Genomic DNA, 18,534 nt, shown 5'->3' on the forward strand with positions numbered 1-18,534 from the left:
CACTCAAAACTCGACTCTTGGTCACATCACTGCTGATACCTCTTGAATGGTATCTTCAATCTCCGTTCCTCGGCGAGGGCGTTCCCGCCCTTCGCCTCGCAGTATCCGGTTCTGAAGGTTCCCGCCGCTGGGTTCCGGCTGTTTGCGCGGTGCCCTTCGGCAAGGGGATATAATGCCAGAGTTCACCCTTGTCGGAACCCTCATTCCGTAGCTTCACACTCCCTTCACAACTCGGATGATTTTCCAAAGCTATTTCACTATATATAGTGTTTTCATAACGCCTGCCGCCATATTGATGCCGTTCACCGACCCCTTCTGCCGCGAAAAGATTTTTATATTTCTCCTCGGGCGATATCGCAGCCGGCATCAAGGAGCTCATCCCGACGCTCCACCGTCGCCGCTTCGGCATAGACACGCACCACCGGCTCCGTGCCACCGGGGCGCAAAAGCAGCCAGGACTCGTCCTCGAACTCCAAGCGTAGACCATCCATATGGCTGACCGTCTTTGGCTCCCTCCCTGCAACCTCCGGCGGGTTCAGACCGGGAAGGACATTGCGCAGGGATTCGATAACCTCCGGCTCAAGTCGAAGGTCACGCTGCCCATAGCACAGCGGTCCGAACTGCCCTTCCAGGTCATCGACCAGCTCGCCGAGCTTTCTGCCGGTCACCGCCATGAGCTCCACGAGCAGGAGGCCGCAAAACATCGCATCCCGCTCCAGGATATGCGCGGGGATTCCTATGCCCCCAGCGCCCTCTCCTCCCAGGAGCACGTCCCCTTTGAGCATCTCTTCATATATATGTTTAAAACCGTTCGGCTTGATGGTGATCCGGCATCCGAGCGCTCGCGCCACACGGCGGGCAAGGGTTGAGGAGGAAATATTCAGCACCACGCGTCCCTCGGCTCCGCGATCGCGTACCAAGTGCCCCAGCACAAGTGCCAAGATCTTGTGCGGGCTCACATATCTACCACGTTCGTCGACGGCGCCCAGTCGATCCGCATCGCCATCCACGACGATTCCCGCCCAGGCTCCACGCTCGACCACCTCGTGCTCGCACTCGTCGACCCAGGGCTCTACGGGTTCTGGCCGGAACTCCAGCCAGTCGGGATCCTCCGCTTCATGTATCTCATGTACCTCAACGCCCAGGCGGCGCAATACCGTAGCCAAGGTTCCCCGCGCAGAGCCGTACATGGGGTCGCATACCACCGAGAGCCGCGCATCGCGAATGGCCTCAGCATCTACCAAGCCCTGCATATCTTGTAGATAGTCATCTAGTACGTCGGTCATCTGGACCGGGCCGCGTGCCATGGTGGCATCGGGCTCTACAGCGTCTTCAAGCTCCTCGTAGAAATCCGTTGTTCCGCCGCCGCCGTCGGCCACGCGCAACTTGATGCCCAGGTAGTCCAGGGGAAGATGCGAGCCCGTAACGATGAGGGCGCCACACGCCCGGTCATCGCGCGACACCGCCCAGGAAACTGCCGGGGCAGGCGTTGGGCGATCGGCAAGCTTGGCCACCAACCCGTGTGCACTGATCACCTGCGCCGCAAGCCGGGCAAAACGGACGGCATCGGGCCGCGTATCGTAGCCGATGTAGACCGTTGCATAGGGATAGGATTCCGACCACATCGCACCGGCCGCGTCGGCAACGCGGATAACGTTTTCCTCCGTAAAGTCACCGTCGAGGCGCGCACGCCAGCCGTCGGTTCCAAAATGAATAATCGCGCCCATGGGGCTCCTGTCTCGTGAGGCGAATACGCCACTCAAACTGGTACCCGGAAGGGCGATGGGCAAACGAGCGCCATAAAAAGCGGATGCTCAAACGGCGCTCGCATGGGGATGAGCGCGACCTTCTCCTACACGGCCGCCAGAACATCTTCCAGGGCGCACGTTGTGAGCGGCGTGGCGCCGCAACACGTCCCCACCAAGGCGGCACCAGCTGCAATCCACTCACGACACGCTGTGGAAAACGCGCCCGGGTCCTCGTTCCAGGCCAAGCGCCCCTCGTCGTCGCGATGCGGACTGCCCGCGTTGGGTCGCACCATGACCGGAAGATCGACCGCGCGTACCATTCGCGGCACCGATGCCGTGGCAGCCGCCAGGGAACAGCAGTTGACGCCCACCGCAGAGGCCCCGGCCTTCGCCGCATGCATGCACGCCGCCTCGATATTCAGGTTGTCGCCCAGCAGATTGCCCTTCTCGTCTATGGCAAAGCTGACCCAGAGGGGCATGCCGTCGCTCGCGTCACGCACACCGGCAAGCGCAGGCATTGTCTGCCGAATGGACGTGAAGGTCTCGAGCAGCAGCCCGTCCACGCCGGCCTGCAGCAACTGGCGCGCCTGCTCGCGATAAGCCTCCCGCGCGCGGCGGAACTCGGGAGAGTCCTCGAGCGTCCAGTCGACACCGCACGGCCCGATCGACCCGACCAGGAGCCCTTCGCCCACGCGTCGGGCGCAATCGACCGCCGCGCGATTGATGACCGCGACGCTCTGACGAACGGCGTCGCGCTCCAGAGCCGGCGCTGAAGCCTGAAAGGTGTTGGTGATGAGCACGTCGGCACCAGCGGCACGGTAAAGCCCGTGAATACGCTCGACGAGCTGAGGCTCCGACACGTTCCACGATGCCGCGGGCACGTCCTCGCCAAACGGTTCTGACATGAGCATGGTGCCCATGGGGCCCTGCAGGAGCAGCGGATGCCCCTTGGCTTTGACCTCGTTCACGCGCTCGCACAGCGCCTCCGCGCCCACGCGGTTGTACATCTCGGTTGCAACGCGCTCAGCAGCCATGGCCTTATCTACTCCTCGCCGACCACGATGCCCTGTTTTTCAAGATAGGCGACCCAGCGAGCCATGGTGTCGTCTGAAAGCGCGTGCTCCATCATGCAGGCCTCGGAATCGGCGCGGTCGAACTCCACCCCGAGCTCCTGCATCAGGAAGGTGCGCAGCAGGCGATGGCGATACCACACCGCCCCACCAAGCTCGCGCCCCCTTTCGGTGAGCATGACCTTGCCGTAGTGGGACTGGTCCACGAGCCCCTGATTCTTCAATGCCGTGACCGCCTTGTTGACGGACGCCTTGGACACATTCAGACGCTGTGCGATGTCGACGGAGCGCACACCGGCAGTCTCGCCGTCTTCACGCTCGATCCGCACCATGCATTCCAGATAATCCTCGTTGGCCACCGTTAGGTGCAGCTCGCGCGAGGTGTTGGTGGTATCCATGTGAACTCCCCTTTCACACGCGTTCTCGATGATTCTACCCCACCTCTTGCGTCGTGTTAGAGTGTCCATGTTTGCCACTCAGAGAGACGGGAGCCATCATGAACGATGTCCTCGAGCGGTTCTACCGCTACGTGAGGATCGAGACAACCTCGGCGGACGAGCACTGCGACCAGGTACCTTCCACCCCCGGCCAGTTCGATCTCGCGAACCTGTTGGCGCGTGAGCTCGAGGAACTCGGTGCCCGCGACGTGTCGGTTTCCGAGCATTGCTACGTAACTGCCCAGATTCCCGCGAGCGCGGGTGCGGAGCAGTTGCCGCACCTGGGGCTCATCGCCCATATGGACACGAGCGAGGCCGCGCCTGGCGCGGACGTTGCGCCGCACATCGTCCGCTATGAGGGAGGCCCCCTCGTGTGCGGCGAGGTTGATGGCCAGCCCGTCGCCATGGCACCCGAGCAGCTGCCCGCGCTCAACGACCTTGTGGGCGAGGACCTTGTCTGCTCAGACGGAACCACGCTGCTGGGCGCTGACGACAAGTCGGGGATAGCAGAGATCATGGCGCTCTTGGCGCGCATCGCAGCGGACCCCTCCCTGCCGCATCCCGCGCTCGGCATCTGCTTCTGCCCCGATGAAGAGATCGGCCATGGCGCCGAGCTCCTGGACGTAGATGCTTTTGGCTGCACCTACGCGTACACCGTGGACGGCGGTCCCATCGGCGAGCTCGAATGGGAATGCTTCAACGCCGCCGAGGCCACCGTGCGCTTTACCGGCCGCTCCATCCATCCCGGTGATGCCAAGGGCCGTATGGTGAACGCCTGCGAGCTCTTCCACCGCTTCCATGCCCTGCTCCCGGCCTGCGAGAAGCCCGAGTACACCGAGGGCTACGAGGGATTCTTCCATTTGGAGGGCATCTCGGGCACCGTCGCGCACGCCACGGCGCGCTACATCGTGCGCGATCACGACGCCCAGGCCTTTGAGGAGAAGCTCGCGCAGCTCGATCGTGCCGCAGCCTTTATGAACGACGAGCTCGATTGCGAGCGTGTGCAGGTGGAGGTCAAGCGCCAATACCGCAACATGGCCGAGATCGTCCGCGATTACCCTGAGCTGATCGACGTGGCCAAGGAAGCGTTCTCGGCCTGCGGCGTGGAGCCGCGCGTACTGCCCATCCGCGGAGGCACCGACGGGGCCCAACTCTCCTTCCGCGGACTCCCTTGCCCCAACCTTTCCACCGGCGGCTACTGCATGCACGGCGTGAATGAGTTCATCCCCGTCTCCTCGCTCGAGAAGATGGTCGATGTGCTCCAGGAACTCGTGCGCCGCTTCGCCGCGTAGCGTTTACGCAGCCCGCAGCGATCGCCCGTCCCGGCAACGACGAAGCCGCCCCGCGCGAACAAGCACGGGGCGGCTTCCTGTTTGCGAGCTTGTACCGAACGGACTAGTTGCTCGAGCTCGACGCGGAACCGCTGGAGCTATCCGAGCTCGACTCGTCGCTTCCACCGCTCGCTGTGGCCGTGCCGTTAACGTAGTCGGACGCGGTATTGTTGGTGAGGTCGCCGATCGTGGAGGACTCGGAGAGGCCGCCCGTGGACATGGTCTGGCTACCCTGCGGGTCGAGACCCTTGTCGATGCGGTCCATCATCTCGGCCGTGGCCTCCTCGTTGCAGAAGACGTAGCTCACGCCGTTGATGTAGGTGTCGTCACCGGCCCAGCTCGGCAGGTTGGCGCTCCATATCTTATCGGTGTCCATACCGCGCATCGCGTTGGCGAGCGCCGCGATATCGGTGAGCGACATCGAGGTCTGCACCATATCTGACAGCGACTCGATCAGCGGGACGATCGTGGTCGCGTTGGTATTGTTGAGCACCTGCTTGGCGAGGGCGGCGATGAAGATGCGCTGGTGCCGCATGCGGGTGTAGTCACCATCAGAGTAGGCGCGCGAGCGACAGAAGGCGAGCGCACTGGCGCCGTCGAGCGTCTGCAGACCCGGCTCGATCACCATGTCGCCAGCCTTGGGGTCATCGACCTTATCGGGCACGTTGACCTCAACGCCGCCGATCGCGTCGACCACCTGCACCAGGCCTTCGAAGCTCACTTCGGCATACTGGGAAATCTTGCCCTCCTGGCCAGGCCAGAGCAGTTCGTTCACGGCCTTGACCACGTCATCGGCGCCGCCGTAGGCGTGCGCGGCGTTGATCTTCATGGTCTCACCGTTGAGCTCGATCTTGGTATCGCGCGGGATGGAGAGTAGCGTCACCTGCTTATGAGTTGGGTCGATACGAGCCACGACGATCGTATCGGAGCGGAAGGTATCCTCGCCGGGACGGCCATCGGTGCCCAGGAGCAGCATGTAGAACGGCTCCTTGGTCACATCGCTATCCATAATCTTCAGCGAGTTCATGAGGTCGGAGGTGATGGAAGAACCCCGGAGCTTGGCAGAAAGGTGGTTGAGATAGAGTCCCGCGGCGGCGGTTCCGGCCAGCAACACGCCGATCAGCGTGCAGATCACGATGCGACGAACATGCCGTCCGCGACGACGCTGGCGCGCGCGCTCCGAATAGCGGTCAACGTTCTCACGGCTGTAAATGCGGCTCCCCGCGCTCGTCGTGGGTCTGCTCATCTGCTGAATCCGCTTCTTTCCCATACAAATCTCCAGGTTAGTCGAGGTCGGGATCGGGCACCGTTGTACGCTCCACGCACGCGTCCAGGCCGACGAGCTTCTCAACGAAGTTCTCATAGCCGCGATCGATATGATGAATGGCGGAGACGTCCGTGGTCCCCTCGGCAATCAGTCCGGCCAGCACGAGTGCCGCGCCGCCGCGAAGGTCCGGCGAGGTAACCGGCGCTCCCGAGTAGCCGCGAACACCGTGAATCATCGCGTGGTGACCCTCGATATGGATGTCAGCGCCCATGCGCACCAGCTCGGAGGCAAACATGAAGCGGTTCTCGAAGATGTTCTCGGTGATGATCGAGTTGCCCTCGGCGAGCGCGGACAGCGTCATGGCCTGGGCCTGCATATCGGTGGGGAAGCCGGGGAACGGCAGCGTCTGGATGTCCACGGGCGCGATATGCTCCGCACGGTGCGCGGTGAGCCCGCTCCCATCCGGCAGAGTCTCAATGCGCACGCCCATGGCTTCCATCTTGCGGATAACCATGCCCAGGTGCTGCGGGCTGAAACCTGTCACCGTCACGCCGGCGGGTCCCGCCACGAGCGCACCTGCCACGAGGAAGGTTCCGGCCTCGATGCGGTCGCCCACCACGCGGTGCGTGACCGGATGGAGCTCGTTCACGCCCTCCACGGTGACGACCGGCGTGCCAGCTCCCTGGATCTGCGCGCCCATCTCGTTGAGCATGCAGGCAAGGTCGACGATCTCGGGCTCGCGTGCGGCGTTATCGATCACTGTGGTACCCGCGGCGCGCACGGCGGCCATGATGAGGTTCTCCGTTGCACCCACCGAGGCGAACTCGAGCGTGACGTTGGTGCCGGTGAGCCCCTTGGAGGCGTCAGCATGGATGTAGCCGTGGCTCGTGTCGAACTCCACGCCCAGAGCCTCGAGACCCAGGATATGCATGTCAATCTTACGGGCACCGAGGTTGCACCCGCCCGGCATGGCGATCTTAGCCTTGCCGAAACGGCCGAGCAGCGGACCCATCACCGCTGTAGAGGCGCGCATCTTGGCCACCAGCTCGTACGGGGCCTCCCAGGAGTCTACGCCTGAGGTATCGATGGCGAGCGTGTGCTTGTCCACCACCTCGATACGTGCCCCCATGCGCTTCAGGACCTTGCCCATGACATGCACGTCCGAGATATCCGGCACGTTGGTGAGCGTGGTGGTGCCCGGGGCGAGCAGGGTTGCAGCCATGAGCTTCAGGGCAGAGTTCTTGGCACCGGAAACGCGAACCGTTCCCTCCAGTGGGTGCCCGCCCTCGACGCGGATGATGTCCAAGCGTATGACCTTTCAGAAAAAAGCCCGGAAGCGGTGAGGCTTCCGGGCAGGTTGCTCGATCTTGGATAGAACGCTTTACGCGGCCTTTACCTCTTGGAGCAGAAGCTTACACCATGAAATCTCATTATAGAGATACGAGCGGCGTGCATCGTCTTCCGACAAATAACCCAGCTTCTCTTCAAATCCCTTCAGGCGGGCCTCCACGGCGGAAGCCTTCAGCTCGGAGATGTCCTCGGCGCGATCGGTAAGGATGATGACCTTGTCGTCTGACACCTGCACGTAGCCGGTACCCACAGCGAATGAGCGCGTGGTCTGGCCCATGCGCTCCTCGCAGATGGACACGATGCCGCTCTCGATCGTGCAGATCTCGCTGGCATGACGCGGCGCCACGCCAAAGCTACCGTCGGTGGACGGTACCGTGACGAACGCGACGTCCCCGTTGTACGGCTCGCTCTCGGGACAAACGATGCGCAGATGCATGGCCATGACCTACTCCGCCATCTGCTCGGCGCGGCGGCGCACGTCATCGATGGTGCCGGCGTAGCGGAACGCCTGCTCGGGCAGGTCATCGCACTCGCCGTCGATGATCGCGGCGAACGAGCGCACCGTATCGCCCACGCGAATGTAGACGCCCGGGTTGCCGGTGAACTGCTCGGCCACGTGGAAGCTCTGGGAAAGGAACTGCTGGAGCTTGCGTGCGCGGTTCACCGTCAGGCGCTGCTCCTCGGTCAGCTCGTCCATACCCAGAATGGCGATGATGTCCTGCAGGTCGGAGTACTCCTGGAGCATCTCCTGCACCTTGACGGCCACGCGGTAGTGCTCCTCGCCCACCACGCTGGGATCCAGCGCGTCGGAGCTGGAGGCAAGCGGGTCGATAGCCGGGTACAGGCCCAGCTCGGCGATGGAGCGGGAAAGCACCGTGGTGGCGTCCAGGTGGGTGAAGGTCGTAGCCGGTGCCGGGTCGGTCAGGTCGTCGGCAGGCACGTAGACAGCCTGGACGGAGGTGATGGAACCCGTCTTGGTAGAGGTGATGCGCTCCTGCAGGTCGCCCATCTCGGTGGCCAGCGTGGGCTGGTAACCCACTGCGGAAGGCATACGGCCGAGCAGGGCCGAGACCTCGGAACCCGCCTGGGAGAAGCGGAAGATGTTGTCGATGAAGAGCAGCACGTCCTGACCGCAGTCGCGGAAGTACTCAGCCTCGGTCAGACCGGCCAGGCCGACGCGCAGACGCGCTCCCGGCGGCTCGTTCATCTGTCCGTAGACCAGACAGGTCTTGTTGATGACACCGGATTCGCTCATCTCGAGGAACAGGTCGGTGCCCTCACGGGTACGCTCGCCCACGCCGGTAAACACCGAGGTGCCGCCGTGCTCCTGGGCGAGGTTGTTGATGAGCTCCTGGATGAGAACCGTCTTGCCCACGCCGGCGCCACCGAAGAGTCCGGTCTTGCCGCCGCGGATGTAGGGCTCGAGCAGGTCAACGGCCTTGATGCCCGTCTCGAAGATCTCGGTCTTGGTGGTCAGCTCGTCAAAGGCGGGCGCGGGATGGTGGATGGGATACCAATCCTCCACCTCGGGCATGTCCTTGCCATCGACGGCCTGGCCCATGACGTTCCAGATGCGGCCAAGGGTGTTCTTGCCCACGGGCATCTTCATCGGAGCGCCCGTGTCCACGACCTCGACGCCGCGCTGCAGGCCGTCCGTGGAGCTCATGGCCACGCAACGAACGACATCGCCCGGAAGCTGGCTCTCAACCTCCAGCACGGTCTTGATGTGACCGACGGGAGTATCGGTGTCCACCGTCAGGGCGTTGTAGATGTTGGGAACGCCCCGCTTGAACTTGACGTCCACCACCGGGCCGATGATGCGCACGATGCGCCCGACGCCGGCGGTCTCCGTCTTCTCGATGGAGATGGTCTCTGCCATTAGTAATCCTCCAATGCTGCGGCTCCGCCCACGATCTCGTTGAGCTCGGTGGTGATGGAAGCCTGTCGCACACGATTGTATGTGCGCTTGAGGTCGGAGATGATGGCGCTCGCGTTCTCCGTTGCGGAGTGCATGGCCTTGCGGCGCGCACCTTGCTCGGCTGCCGCCGAGTCGATGAGCGCCTGGTGCACCACGGTGAGCACGTAGCTGGGGATGAGCTTGTTCAGCACGTGGCTCGCCGAGGGCGAGTACCGGAACGGCGAGCTCAGGCGCTTGGGCGCGCCCGTCTCGTCGGAGCGCGGGCCGCGAGGCGCCTCGAGCACCTCGGGATCCAGCGGCAGGATGCGCTCCTGACGCAGTACCTGGTCCACGCGATTCCGGGCATGGAAGTAGATGATGTCCACACGACCGAAGCGGTCCCCGGCGAATCCATCGCAGATGTAGCTCGAGATGGACTCGGCGCGACGCAAGGTGGGCGCGTCGGACTCGCCCACGACCGTCATGACCACGTCGGGATAATCGCGAAAGTACTCGGTCACCTTGCGACCGCACGTGATGAGCTCGATCTTCTTGGCACCATGACGGCGAAAGTGCTCGATACGCGCCTCGATGGCACGCTCAACTTGCACGTTGAAACCGCCGGCCAAGCCGCGATCGGAGCTGATCGCCACGATGAGCGCCTCTTCGTACGTCTCGGGATTGTCCAGGAGGGGCGACTCCGAAGAGGCGTCGCCCGCTACCGTGAGCATGACGTCCGTGATGGCGCGGCGGTACGGCTCCGATGCCTTCTCGCGACTGAGCGCGCGGGCGATCTTGGCCGTGGAGACCATCTCCATGGTGCGCGTGATCTGCTCGGTGGTGGACACCGAGGAGATGCGCTTCTTTATGTCACGGAGGTTGGACATGTGCCCTAGTTCTCCTCTGCACCCGAAGCGACGGAGGCGGCTCCGCTGCCATGCGAGGCGACGAACTCCGCCTTGAAGTCCTTGATGGCCGTCTCGAGCTGTGCGGCGAGCTCGTCGCTCAGCTTGGAATCGCCGATCTGAGCGAGCAGCTTGCCGTACGCACCGTTCATGTAGTCCATGAGGCCGTTGCGGAACGGCACCACGTCCGCGAGCTCCAGATCGTCCAGATAGCCCTTGTTGCCCGCAAAGAGCACGAGCACCTGGTCGGCCACGGACATCGGCTTGAAGCGCGGCTGCTTCAGCAGCTCGGTCATACGAGAACCGTGCGTGAGCTGCTTCTGCGTGGCGGCATCCAAGTCAGAGCCGAACTGCGTGAAGCCCGCGAGCTCGCGGTAGGATGCAAGGTCCAGACGGAGGTTGCCGGCCTGCTGCTTCATGGCCTTGGTCTGCGCGGCACCGCCCACGCGGGACACCGAGATGCCCACGTCGACGGCCGGGCGCTGACCCTGGAAGAAGAGCTCACTCTGCAAGTAGATCTGGCCGTCCGTGATGGAGATCACGTTGGTCGGGATGTAGGCGGAAACGTCACCGTCCTGCGTCTCGATGATGGGAAGCGCCGTGAGCGAGCCACCGCCGTTCTTCTCGGACAGCTTGCAGGCGCGCTCCAACAGACGGGAGTGCAGGTAGAAGATGTCGCCGGGGTAGGCCTCGCGTCCAGGCGGGCGACGCAGCGTCAGCGACATCTGACGATACGCAACGGCCTGCTTGGACAGGTCGTCGTACACCGCGAGCACGTGGCCGCCGGGGTTGCTGGCGCTGGCGGGCTTGCCGTCCTCGCCGTTGTACATAAAGAACTCGCCGATCGCGGCGCCCGCCATGGGCGCGATGTATTGCAGCGGCGCCGAGGTCGAGGCCGAGGCGGACACGATCACGGTGTAGTCGAGCGCGCCGTGCTCCGCAAGCGTCTCGCGAATGGCGGCCACGGTGGACGCCTTCTGGCCGATGGCGACGTAGATGCAGATCATGCCTTTGCCGCGCTGGTTGATGATGGCGTCGATGGCGATGGCGGTCTTACCCGTCTTGCGGTCGCCGATGATGAGCTCGCGCTGGCCGCGGCCCACGGGAATCATGGCGTCGATGGCCAGAAGACCCGTCTGAACCGGCTCGCACACCGGGGTACGGTCGATGACGCCCGGGGCCTTGAACTCGATGGGACGGCGATGCGTGGCCCCGATAGGGCCCTTGCCGTCGATGGGCTCGCCGAGCGGGTTCACCACGCGGCCGAGCATGCCACGGCCCACGGGGATGTCCATGACGCGGCCCGTGGTGCGCACGGAGTCGCCCTCCTTGATGGAGTCGACGTCGCCGAACAGCACGGCGCCGACCTCCTCGCGGTCGAGGTTCTGGGCCAGGCCGTACACGGTCTTGCCGGTCACGGAGCTCGTGAACTCCAGCAGCTCGCCCGCCATGGCGCTCTTCAGGCCGATGACGTGCGCGATGCCGTCGCCCACCTCGGCCACGGTGGAAACCTCCTGGGTGTCCACGGTGGCGGAAAGCTCAAGCAGGCGCTGCTGGAGGATCTCGTCGATATTGGCGGCGTTGATAGCCTCTGCCATATGCGCTATACCTCCGTCTTCTTCATAGTCTGGGTCATGACCTTCTTGGCGCTCTCCAACTGCATGCGCACGGAGGCGTCGCGGCGCTGACCACGGGCGGATAGGATGATGCCGCCGATGATGGAGGGATCAACGTGCTCGATCAGGAACACGTCTTCCTCCAGGTCGGCCTCGCACTTGCTCTTGATAAGCTCGCGCAGCTCGTCGTCGAGCGGAATCGCGGTGGTCACGTGGACGCCCACGATCTCCTTCTCGCCGTCGATCATGTCGCGGTACAGGTCGAGCACCTCGGGAAGCTTATCCAGGTCTCCGTTGCCGGCCATAGCCGAGAGAACCGAGAGGACCTCGGGGCTCGCATCGGCGTCGGCCTTCAGGGGCACGAGGTTCTCGTAGATGCGATCCTCCGAACGCGCAGCCTCGAGAAGCGTGCGCGCGTACGTTTCCAGCTTGCGACTCTCGACGCGGCTGGCCTCGTCCCTAGCCATTCAGGCTACCCACTTCCGCAATGTACTTCTTGATGAGCTCGCGCTGCTTCTCGTCATCGTCGGCCAGGCGCTCGCCCACGATCTTACCGGCCACGGCAACGGACACCTTAGCGATAGAGTCCGTGGCGTTAGCGTAGATGCGGCGCTGCTCGTCGGCCGCGCGATCGCGTGCCTTGGCGATGATGTCCTCCGCCTCGGCGTGCGCGTCGGCAACGATGCGCGAACGCTCCTTCTCGGCGTCGGCGCGAGCGTTGAGCACGATCTCGGATGCCTTGCGGCGAGCGTCGGACACCACGGCGTCGGCCTCGGTGCGCGTCTCCACGGCGCGCGTCTTGATCTCCTCGGCCTCGTCGATGCTCTGCTGGATGGTCTTCTCGCGCTTCTCGAGCATCTCGAGAACCTTGGGCCAAGCAAACTTGCTGAGCAGGAAAAGGATGATCAAGAAGATCACCAGTGCGGGGATGAACTCCGCAGGCTTGGGGATCAGGATGTCCGCACCGGCCGCAGATTCTGTTTCGTCGGCAAATGCCGCAACCGGGGCCAGAACGGTCCCTGCGGCGGTTGCCAAGAAGCCAATGTGAACGCGTTTCATTACGTCTCCCTCAAAGATAGGGGTGGTGACCGTGCTACTTGACGACGAGAGCGACAACGAAGCCGATCAGGGCCAGGGCCTCAGCAAAAGCGGAGCCCATGATGAAGACGGTGAACACGCGATCTTGCACCTCAGGCTGGCGAGCCATGGCGTTCGCAACGCCGAAAGCAGCAAGACCGATGGCAAGACCAGCGCCAATGACACCGAGGCCGTAACCGATAACTCCCACGTTTCCTCCTTCGCTCATGCGCCTTCCTTCATGGGCGCACTCGGATGCACGACGTATATCAAGCGCGTGTGGTGCGCGCCTGGTACCAAAACTAGTGTCCCTCGGCCTCCGCGCCCTGGATGTACACGGCGGCGAGCACCGTGAACACATAGGCCTGGATGCAGGCGACGAACATCTCGATGGCGTAGATCACCAACAGGATGGCGGCGAACGCCACCGCGGGCAGCGCGCCCAGCGCGCTCGAAGCCGTCACGTGCTGTAGCAGCGGCTCGGCAAAGAGCGTCACCATGAGGGCGAACGAACCCATGACGATATGGCCGGCGAACATGTTGCAGAACAGACGAACGGCCAGCGTGATGGGGCGCAGCAGGGTGGAGATGACCTCAATCACCCAGATGAGCACGTTGAGCGGGAAGGCCACGCCTTTGGGCGCCAGGCTCTTGGCGTACCCCACAGCCCCGTGGTTCTTCATGCCCACGCCGATGAAGTAGATAAAGGTGACGAGCGCCAGCGCCGCCGTAGTGGAGATGGTGCCGGAACCGGGCTTCATACCGGGGATGATGCCCACTACGTTGTTCACGAGGATGAAGAAGAACAACGTGGCCAGGAACGGGAAGTGCTTCTTCCAGGTAGGGCCGAGAATCTGCTTGCCCATGTCCTTGGAGACGAACTGCACGCACCACTCCATGGCGTTCATGAAGATGCCGTGGGGCACGAGCGAGAGACGGCGAACATAGGCGAATACCAGCACCAGAAGCACGATGGACGAGATGATCATCCAGAACGTGTACTGGGTGATGCCCGACATGAGGTTGCCGATGACCGGGATGGAGACGAACTCCGATACCAGGTGGTTGATCTCGGACGGGAGCTTGTCGAACGCTTCCACTCTTCCGCCTTTCCTACAAACCTACGTGCGCGCGATCATCGCGCACGCCAGAACGACCCAACACACGAGGAAGGCCACGAGCTCCCCCACCAGATACGCCAGCAGCGCGGCAGACGCAAGCAGGTGGACGAGCAGGACTCCTCCCACGAGTACCACGAACGATACCGTCACGCCAAGGAACCCCTTGGTCATGCTGGCATCGCAGCGATGGCGCACTACGGGCAGCAGGACCAGCAGCAGGACCGCAAAGCTCACGACCCCCGTTGCCAAACCGCCCACGAGAAACGGTAGGTGCATCTCTACATCGAACACCAAGTTCTGCACGAGCTTTCCCCACTCATTGCTCGCTCCCCGCGCGTACAGGACATTCTAGCCATTTTCGGTTCCGCGCAACCGTCATTTGCCGATTGGCATCGATGCGCAACACATCAATGCGGTTTCGCCGAATATCCCACCGCCCACGGGAAGCGCCATTCAAACTTTCTCTACATTTGTAGAGTTACGAGTGCTCCGTTCGGCGCTAGACCGCCGGGTGAACCGCCGGACGCGCCACCGGTTTGACCTTGCCCGTGGTGTCGAGCTTCATGATCTTGGCGACGCGCTGGGCATGGCGGCCGCCCTCGAACTCCGAGGTCAGGAACACGCGGACGATCTCGCGGTTGACTTCCGGGTCCACAAAGCGACCGGACAGGCCGATCACGTTGCCGTCGTTGTGGCGACGGAAGAGGTCGGCGAACTCAGGCGTGGTGATGGAGCTGGCGCGCACGCCGGCAACCTTGTCGGCGGCGATGGCGATGCCGATGCCCGTGCCGCACACGCACACGCCACGGTCGGCGTCGCCGGCGGCCACGCAGCGGGCGACCTTCTCGCCGTAGTCGGGGTAATCGCAGCGGGCATCGGAATCGGGACCGAGGTCGATGACCTCGTGGCCGAGCTCGTTGGCGATATAGGACTTGAGCATCTGCTTCTGCTCAAAGCCCGCGTGGTCTGATCCAATGGCGATACGCATGAGTAAGTCCTTTCGTTGCGATACGCACGGCACGAATCCTACTGTAGCATGCCGCCCCGGCCCCATCTCTGGAAGCTCGGCCACGAATCGGCATCTCATTTTTCCCGAAGGGATAAGTCCCGTGGATCGCGGTGTCTACTGGATGACGGTACGGCTCCGCGCCACCGCATCGTGCCAACCGGAGAGCAGCTGCGCCATGACGATGGGGTCCCCCGCCGGCTCGAAGCGTCTGCCATGCCCCAGGTTCTGCTGCAGCTCCTCGCGGTCCTCCCAGTACCCCACCGCAAGACCCGCGAGGTACGCTGCGCCGAGCGCCGTGGTCTCCACGGACTCCGGCTGCACCACCGGGATGTCGAGCAGATCGGCTTGGAACTGCATGATGAAGCCGTTCTTGGCGCTCCCGCCATCTACCGAGAGGCTCGTGAGCTTGCGCCCCGCGTCCGCCTCCATAGCGCGCAGCACGTCGTAGGTCTGGTAGGCCATGGACTCGCACGCCGCCCGCACGACGGACGCCCGACCGGAAGCCCCGGTGAGGCCGTAGAGCAGGCCCCGCGAACCCGGGTCCCACCAAGGCGCGCCCAGGCCGCTGAAACCGGGGACCAGGTAGCACCCGCCGTTGTCGGGAATCGAGTTTGCGATCTCCTCTGTCTCATCCACCCTGCCGATGATACCCAGGTTGTCGCGCAACCAGGTGATCACGGACCCGGCGTGGAAGATGGAGCCCTCGAGCGCGTAGTCGATGCGCCCGCCCTCGGCGATACCGATGGTGGCGAGCAGGCCGTGCTCGGACTCCACCACGGTACCCCCGGTATTCATGAGCATGAAGCAGCCCGTACCGTACGTGTTCTTGGTATCGCCTGGCTCAAAGCAACAATGGCCGAAGAGCGAAGCCTGCTGGTCGCCCGCCACGCCGGTGATGCGCGGACTGTGGGTCATGATCTCGGGCGAGACGCGGCCGAAGTCGCCGGAGCTCCAGCGAACCTCCGGAAGCATGGCGACCGGAATGTCGAGCATGTCCAGCAACTCTTGATCCCACTCGAGCGTGTGGATGTTGAAGAGCATGGTGCGGCTGGCGTTGGTGTAGTCCGTGGCATGGACCACCCCGCCCGTCAGGTTGAAGATGAGCCAGGTGTCGATGGTTCCGAAGATGAGGTTGCCGGCACGCGCTGCCTCGCGGGCGCCGTCCACGTTGTCGAGGACCCACTTCACCTTAGTGCCCGAGAAGTACGCATCGGGCTTCAAGCCGGTCTTCGCCCGAATCGTGTTCTCGAACCCCGCGCGCACGAGCTCGTCTGCCATGGGCGCGGTGCGGCGGCACTGCCACACGATAGCGTTATGGATGGGCTGACCGCTGTCGCGATCCCACACCACCGTGGTCTCGCGCTGGTTGGCGATGCCGATGGCGGCGATGGCGTCGGAATGGATGCCGCTTTTGAACTGGACCTCCATCATGACGGCGATTTGGGCCGCCAGGATTTCCATCGGGTCCTGCTCAACCCAACCGGGGTGCGGGTAGATGTTCTTGATGTGACGCCGCGCGCTGGCGACGATGATGCCGTACTCGTCCACGATGAGCGCGCGCACGGACGTGGTGCCCGAATCGAGCGCCATGACATATTGCGTCTTGCCGGGATAATCGTCCTCGACAAGTCCGAGACCCTTGAACGTGAGCGCCATGGTGCCCCCTATTCGTTCCGCAGGCCAGAAGCCCGCGGTATCGTGTCGTCGGCGCGTTTGCAGGCGTCTGCCGGCAGACCCAGCGCCTCGAGGATGTCCTTTTCGGCAAGCGCCCCCTGACGCAGGATGCGCGGCTCGCCCGAAGCAAGCGAGACGATGGTCGAAGCGTCGCGGCACCTGGTGGGGCCCGCGTCGATGGCAACGTCCACACCGGCGAGCACGCGAGGCTCCACCTCGGCAAAGGAGGCGGGGGCTGGGGCGCCATGCGTGTTGGCGCTCGTAACCGCAAGCGGGGACCCGCAGGCCGCGATAAGGTTCAGGATGGCGGGGCACGCACTCGCGCGCAGTGCCACCGTGCCGTCCGCCGCCTGCATGAAGGAGGGAACCGCCGGGGACGCCTTCACAATCAGGGTAAGGGCACCGGGCCAGAAGGCGCGGGCGAGCTCGCGCGTACGCGCATCGACCCCCACACCAAAGACATCCAAGGCGGCGGGTCCATCAACAAGCCAAGCCACGGTCTGGGCGAGGTCGCGATGCTTGAGGGAGAAGATGCGACGATAGCCGGTGACGGGGGCGGGCATGGCCGCAGCGGCGGGATCGGCGCCAGCAAAGGCGGCCACCGAGACGCCCACGCCGTAGACCGTCTCGGTGGGAAGGAGGGCGAGCGCGCCTGCGCGCAGTTCGTCAGCAGCGCGCTTGATGACGAGCGGACTCGGCGAGGCAGCGCTGCCGTCGATACGGTAGATGGTTCTCATGGGCGTCTCCCTCCCCTCGCGCACGCACCGGACGGCATACTCGTTCCATCCGGCGTATTATCTCATGCACGTGTGTCCGCGACCGGAGAGGAACGGATCAAACCCGTCAGCGGAGGACAGCTGCCGTTAAGGGGGGCAAGAACGTGACAGTTTTGAGGAGAACGGACTTCTTACGGACGGCGGGCGAGGATGATGCGGGGGCGACCGGTGAGGTCGTTCACCACGCGCACATCGGCAAAGCCCGCTGAGAGGCACAGGTTCGCCGCGGCGTTCAAGGACCCTTCGTAGAGCTCGCAAGCGAGCAGGCCGCCCGGTCGCAACATGCCGGGCGCGGCATCCACGATGCGGCGGAACAAATCAAGCCCGTCTACACCGCTCTCGAGGGCGAGGCGCGGCTCATAGCGGGAGACCTCCTCGGGAAGGCGCGCCATCACCGCCGTGGGGATGTAGGGTGGATTCGAGATGAGCAGATCGAAGGTGCCCCGCTCCTCATCTTGAATAGGGTCAACCAAATCGCCCTGGCGGAACACGGCGGCGTCGGCGGCGATGCCGAGGTTGTCGCGGTTGCGCATGGCAAGCGCCACGGCCCGGGGTTCAACGTCTGTAGCGATGCACGTAGCCCGACCGGGTCGTTCCGCCGCGAGCGAGAGCGAGATGCAGCCCGTGCCGCAACCGATCTCGAGCACGCGCGCCTGGCGCGGAGCCTCCTGCGGCGGCTGCGAATCCGCTTCGGGCGCCGGGAGGGCTGATGCCGCCGAGACCTCGGCAGCCTGGGCGTCGTCGATTCCCGCGCCGCCTCCGAAGTCGACGGGAGCCGCGGCCACCTGGGCGGCGCGCTCGGCGCTGACCTCCCGAGCCGCTTCCTCCTCGCGGCGGGCCTCCTCGACCTGGGCGTTCCAAGGAAGCTCCGCGCGGGGGCGCGCATCCTCCGCGCCGAGCACCTCGGCATCCAGGTACGACAGCGCCTCCTCCACGAGCATCTCGGTCTCAGGCCGCGGAATGAGCACACCCGGCGCGCAGGCAATGGTGAGGGTCCGGAACTGCGTATCGCCCGTGATGTACTGAAGCGGTTCGCCCTTCATGCGACGCACCACGAAATCGTGCATGATATCCAGCTCGTCTTGCGAGAGCGGGCGGTCGTGGTTCATGTACAGCTCCACGCGCGACATGCCCGTTACAGAGGACAGCATCCACTCGGCCGAAAGCCGCGCCCGATCGCGCCCCTTGTCCTTGAGATAGTCGCGCGTCCAGTCCAGGCACCGCTTGATGGTCCACGTCTCGCCCATAACGTTCCG

At 64.0% G+C, this 18,534-nt stretch carries 19 protein-coding genes; 1 reads left to right on the plus strand and 18 read right to left on the minus strand.

Translation table 11 applies throughout. From position 1 onward, the window contains the following. Positions 1-332 precede the first annotated feature (332 nt). From GDJ97_RS00470 to GDJ97_RS00480, 3 genes are all read right to left on the minus strand, one after another. On the minus strand, positions 333-1,727 hold the full coding sequence (locus GDJ97_RS00470; protein ID WP_152069281.1) for a phosphoglucomutase/phosphomannomutase family protein: 1,395 nt from the start codon (positions 1,725-1,727) through the stop codon (positions 333-335). Positions 1,728-1,852: 125 nt separating this feature from the next. Then, positions 1,853-2,782, minus strand: coding sequence for a homocysteine S-methyltransferase family protein (locus tag GDJ97_RS00475; protein ID WP_152069282.1), 930 nt, complete (start codon positions 2,780-2,782; stop codon positions 1,853-1,855). A gap of 8 nt (positions 2,783-2,790) precedes the next feature. Continuing rightward, the gene (locus GDJ97_RS00480; RefSeq protein WP_152069283.1) at positions 2,791-3,216 is read right to left on the minus strand and encodes a metal-dependent transcriptional regulator; all 426 of its coding nucleotides are present in this window, start codon (positions 3,214-3,216) and stop codon (positions 2,791-2,793) included. A 98-nt stretch (positions 3,217-3,314) separates the two neighbouring features. Here GDJ97_RS00480 and pepT point away from each other — a divergent pair, with 98 nt between their 5' ends. Beyond that, positions 3,315-4,547 (plus strand): peptidase T, encoded by a 1,233-nt coding sequence (pepT, locus tag GDJ97_RS00485; protein WP_152069284.1) that lies wholly within the window; start codon positions 3,315-3,317, stop codon positions 4,545-4,547. A 103-nt stretch (positions 4,548-4,650) separates the two neighbouring features. Here pepT and GDJ97_RS00490 read toward each other — a convergent pair whose 3' ends face one another. From GDJ97_RS00490 to GDJ97_RS00560, 15 genes are all read right to left on the minus strand, one after another. Then, complete coding sequence (locus GDJ97_RS00490; protein ID WP_152069285.1) at positions 4,651-5,856, minus strand: LCP family protein; 1,206 nt, start codon at positions 5,854-5,856, stop codon at positions 4,651-4,653. A 13-nt stretch (positions 5,857-5,869) separates the two neighbouring features. Next, positions 5,870-7,159, minus strand: a complete 1,290-nt coding sequence (gene murA / locus GDJ97_RS00495; RefSeq protein ID WP_152069286.1) for a UDP-N-acetylglucosamine 1-carboxyvinyltransferase — start codon at positions 7,157-7,159, stop codon at positions 5,870-5,872. Between the two features lie 75 nt (positions 7,160-7,234). Continuing rightward, a complete protein-coding gene (gene atpC / locus GDJ97_RS00500) occupies positions 7,235-7,645 on the minus strand; it encodes an ATP synthase F1 subunit epsilon (RefSeq protein WP_226808640.1) in 411 nt (136 codons plus the stop codon). A gap of 3 nt (positions 7,646-7,648) precedes the next feature. Further along, positions 7,649-9,082, minus strand: coding sequence for a F0F1 ATP synthase subunit beta (gene atpD, locus GDJ97_RS00505; RefSeq protein WP_152069287.1), 1,434 nt, complete (start codon positions 9,080-9,082; stop codon positions 7,649-7,651). Beyond that, complete coding sequence (gene atpG / locus GDJ97_RS00510) at positions 9,082-9,987, minus strand: ATP synthase F1 subunit gamma (RefSeq protein WP_152069288.1); 906 nt, start codon at positions 9,985-9,987, stop codon at positions 9,082-9,084. The genes atpD and atpG overlap by 1 nt, the downstream gene beginning before the upstream one ends. Before the next feature lie 5 nt (positions 9,988-9,992). Further along, on the minus strand, positions 9,993-11,603 hold the full coding sequence (atpA, locus tag GDJ97_RS00515) for a F0F1 ATP synthase subunit alpha (RefSeq protein ID WP_152069289.1): 1,611 nt from the start codon (positions 11,601-11,603) through the stop codon (positions 9,993-9,995). A gap of 5 nt (positions 11,604-11,608) precedes the next feature. Continuing rightward, positions 11,609-12,088 carry a FoF1 ATP synthase subunit delta gene (locus tag GDJ97_RS00520; RefSeq protein ID WP_152069290.1) on the minus strand — a complete coding sequence of 160 codons (480 nt, stop codon included), beginning with the start codon at positions 12,086-12,088 and terminating at the stop codon, positions 11,609-11,611. Then, entirely contained in the window at positions 12,081-12,680 is a 600-nt protein-coding gene (gene atpF, locus GDJ97_RS00525; protein ID WP_152069291.1) for a F0F1 ATP synthase subunit B, read from the minus strand. The genes GDJ97_RS00520 and atpF overlap by 8 nt, the downstream gene beginning before the upstream one ends. A 34-nt stretch (positions 12,681-12,714) precedes the next feature. After that, positions 12,715-12,909, minus strand: a complete 195-nt coding sequence (locus GDJ97_RS00530) for an ATP synthase F0 subunit C (protein ID WP_152069334.1) — start codon at positions 12,907-12,909, stop codon at positions 12,715-12,717. Between the two features lie 91 nt (positions 12,910-13,000). After that, the gene (gene atpB, locus GDJ97_RS00535) at positions 13,001-13,798 is read right to left on the minus strand and encodes a F0F1 ATP synthase subunit A (protein ID WP_152069292.1); all 798 of its coding nucleotides are present in this window, start codon (positions 13,796-13,798) and stop codon (positions 13,001-13,003) included. A gap of 21 nt (positions 13,799-13,819) precedes the next feature. After that, on the minus strand, positions 13,820-14,122 hold the full coding sequence (locus tag GDJ97_RS00540) for a hypothetical protein (protein ID WP_152069293.1): 303 nt from the start codon (positions 14,120-14,122) through the stop codon (positions 13,820-13,822). 196 nt (positions 14,123-14,318) lie between these two features. After that, positions 14,319-14,807, minus strand: coding sequence for a ribose 5-phosphate isomerase B (rpiB, locus tag GDJ97_RS00545; protein WP_152069294.1), 489 nt, complete (start codon positions 14,805-14,807; stop codon positions 14,319-14,321). 135 nt (positions 14,808-14,942) lie between these two features. Next, positions 14,943-16,484 (minus strand): glycerol kinase GlpK, encoded by a 1,542-nt coding sequence (gene glpK / locus GDJ97_RS00550; protein ID WP_152069295.1) that lies wholly within the window; start codon positions 16,482-16,484, stop codon positions 14,943-14,945. An 8-nt stretch (positions 16,485-16,492) separates the two neighbouring features. Further along, positions 16,493-17,239: an L-threonylcarbamoyladenylate synthase gene (locus GDJ97_RS00555; RefSeq protein WP_152069296.1), complete on the minus strand. Its 747-nt coding sequence runs from the start codon at positions 17,237-17,239 to the stop codon at positions 16,493-16,495. Positions 17,240-17,409: 170 nt separating this feature from the next. After that, a complete protein-coding gene (locus tag GDJ97_RS00560; RefSeq protein WP_152069297.1) occupies positions 17,410-18,525 on the minus strand; it encodes a HemK/PrmC family methyltransferase in 1,116 nt (371 codons plus the stop codon). Positions 18,526-18,534 lie beyond the last annotated feature (9 nt).

This window comes from Collinsella sp. AK_207A, from assembly GCF_902501965.1.
Classification (GTDB): Bacteria; Actinomycetota; Coriobacteriia; order Coriobacteriales; family Coriobacteriaceae; genus Collinsella.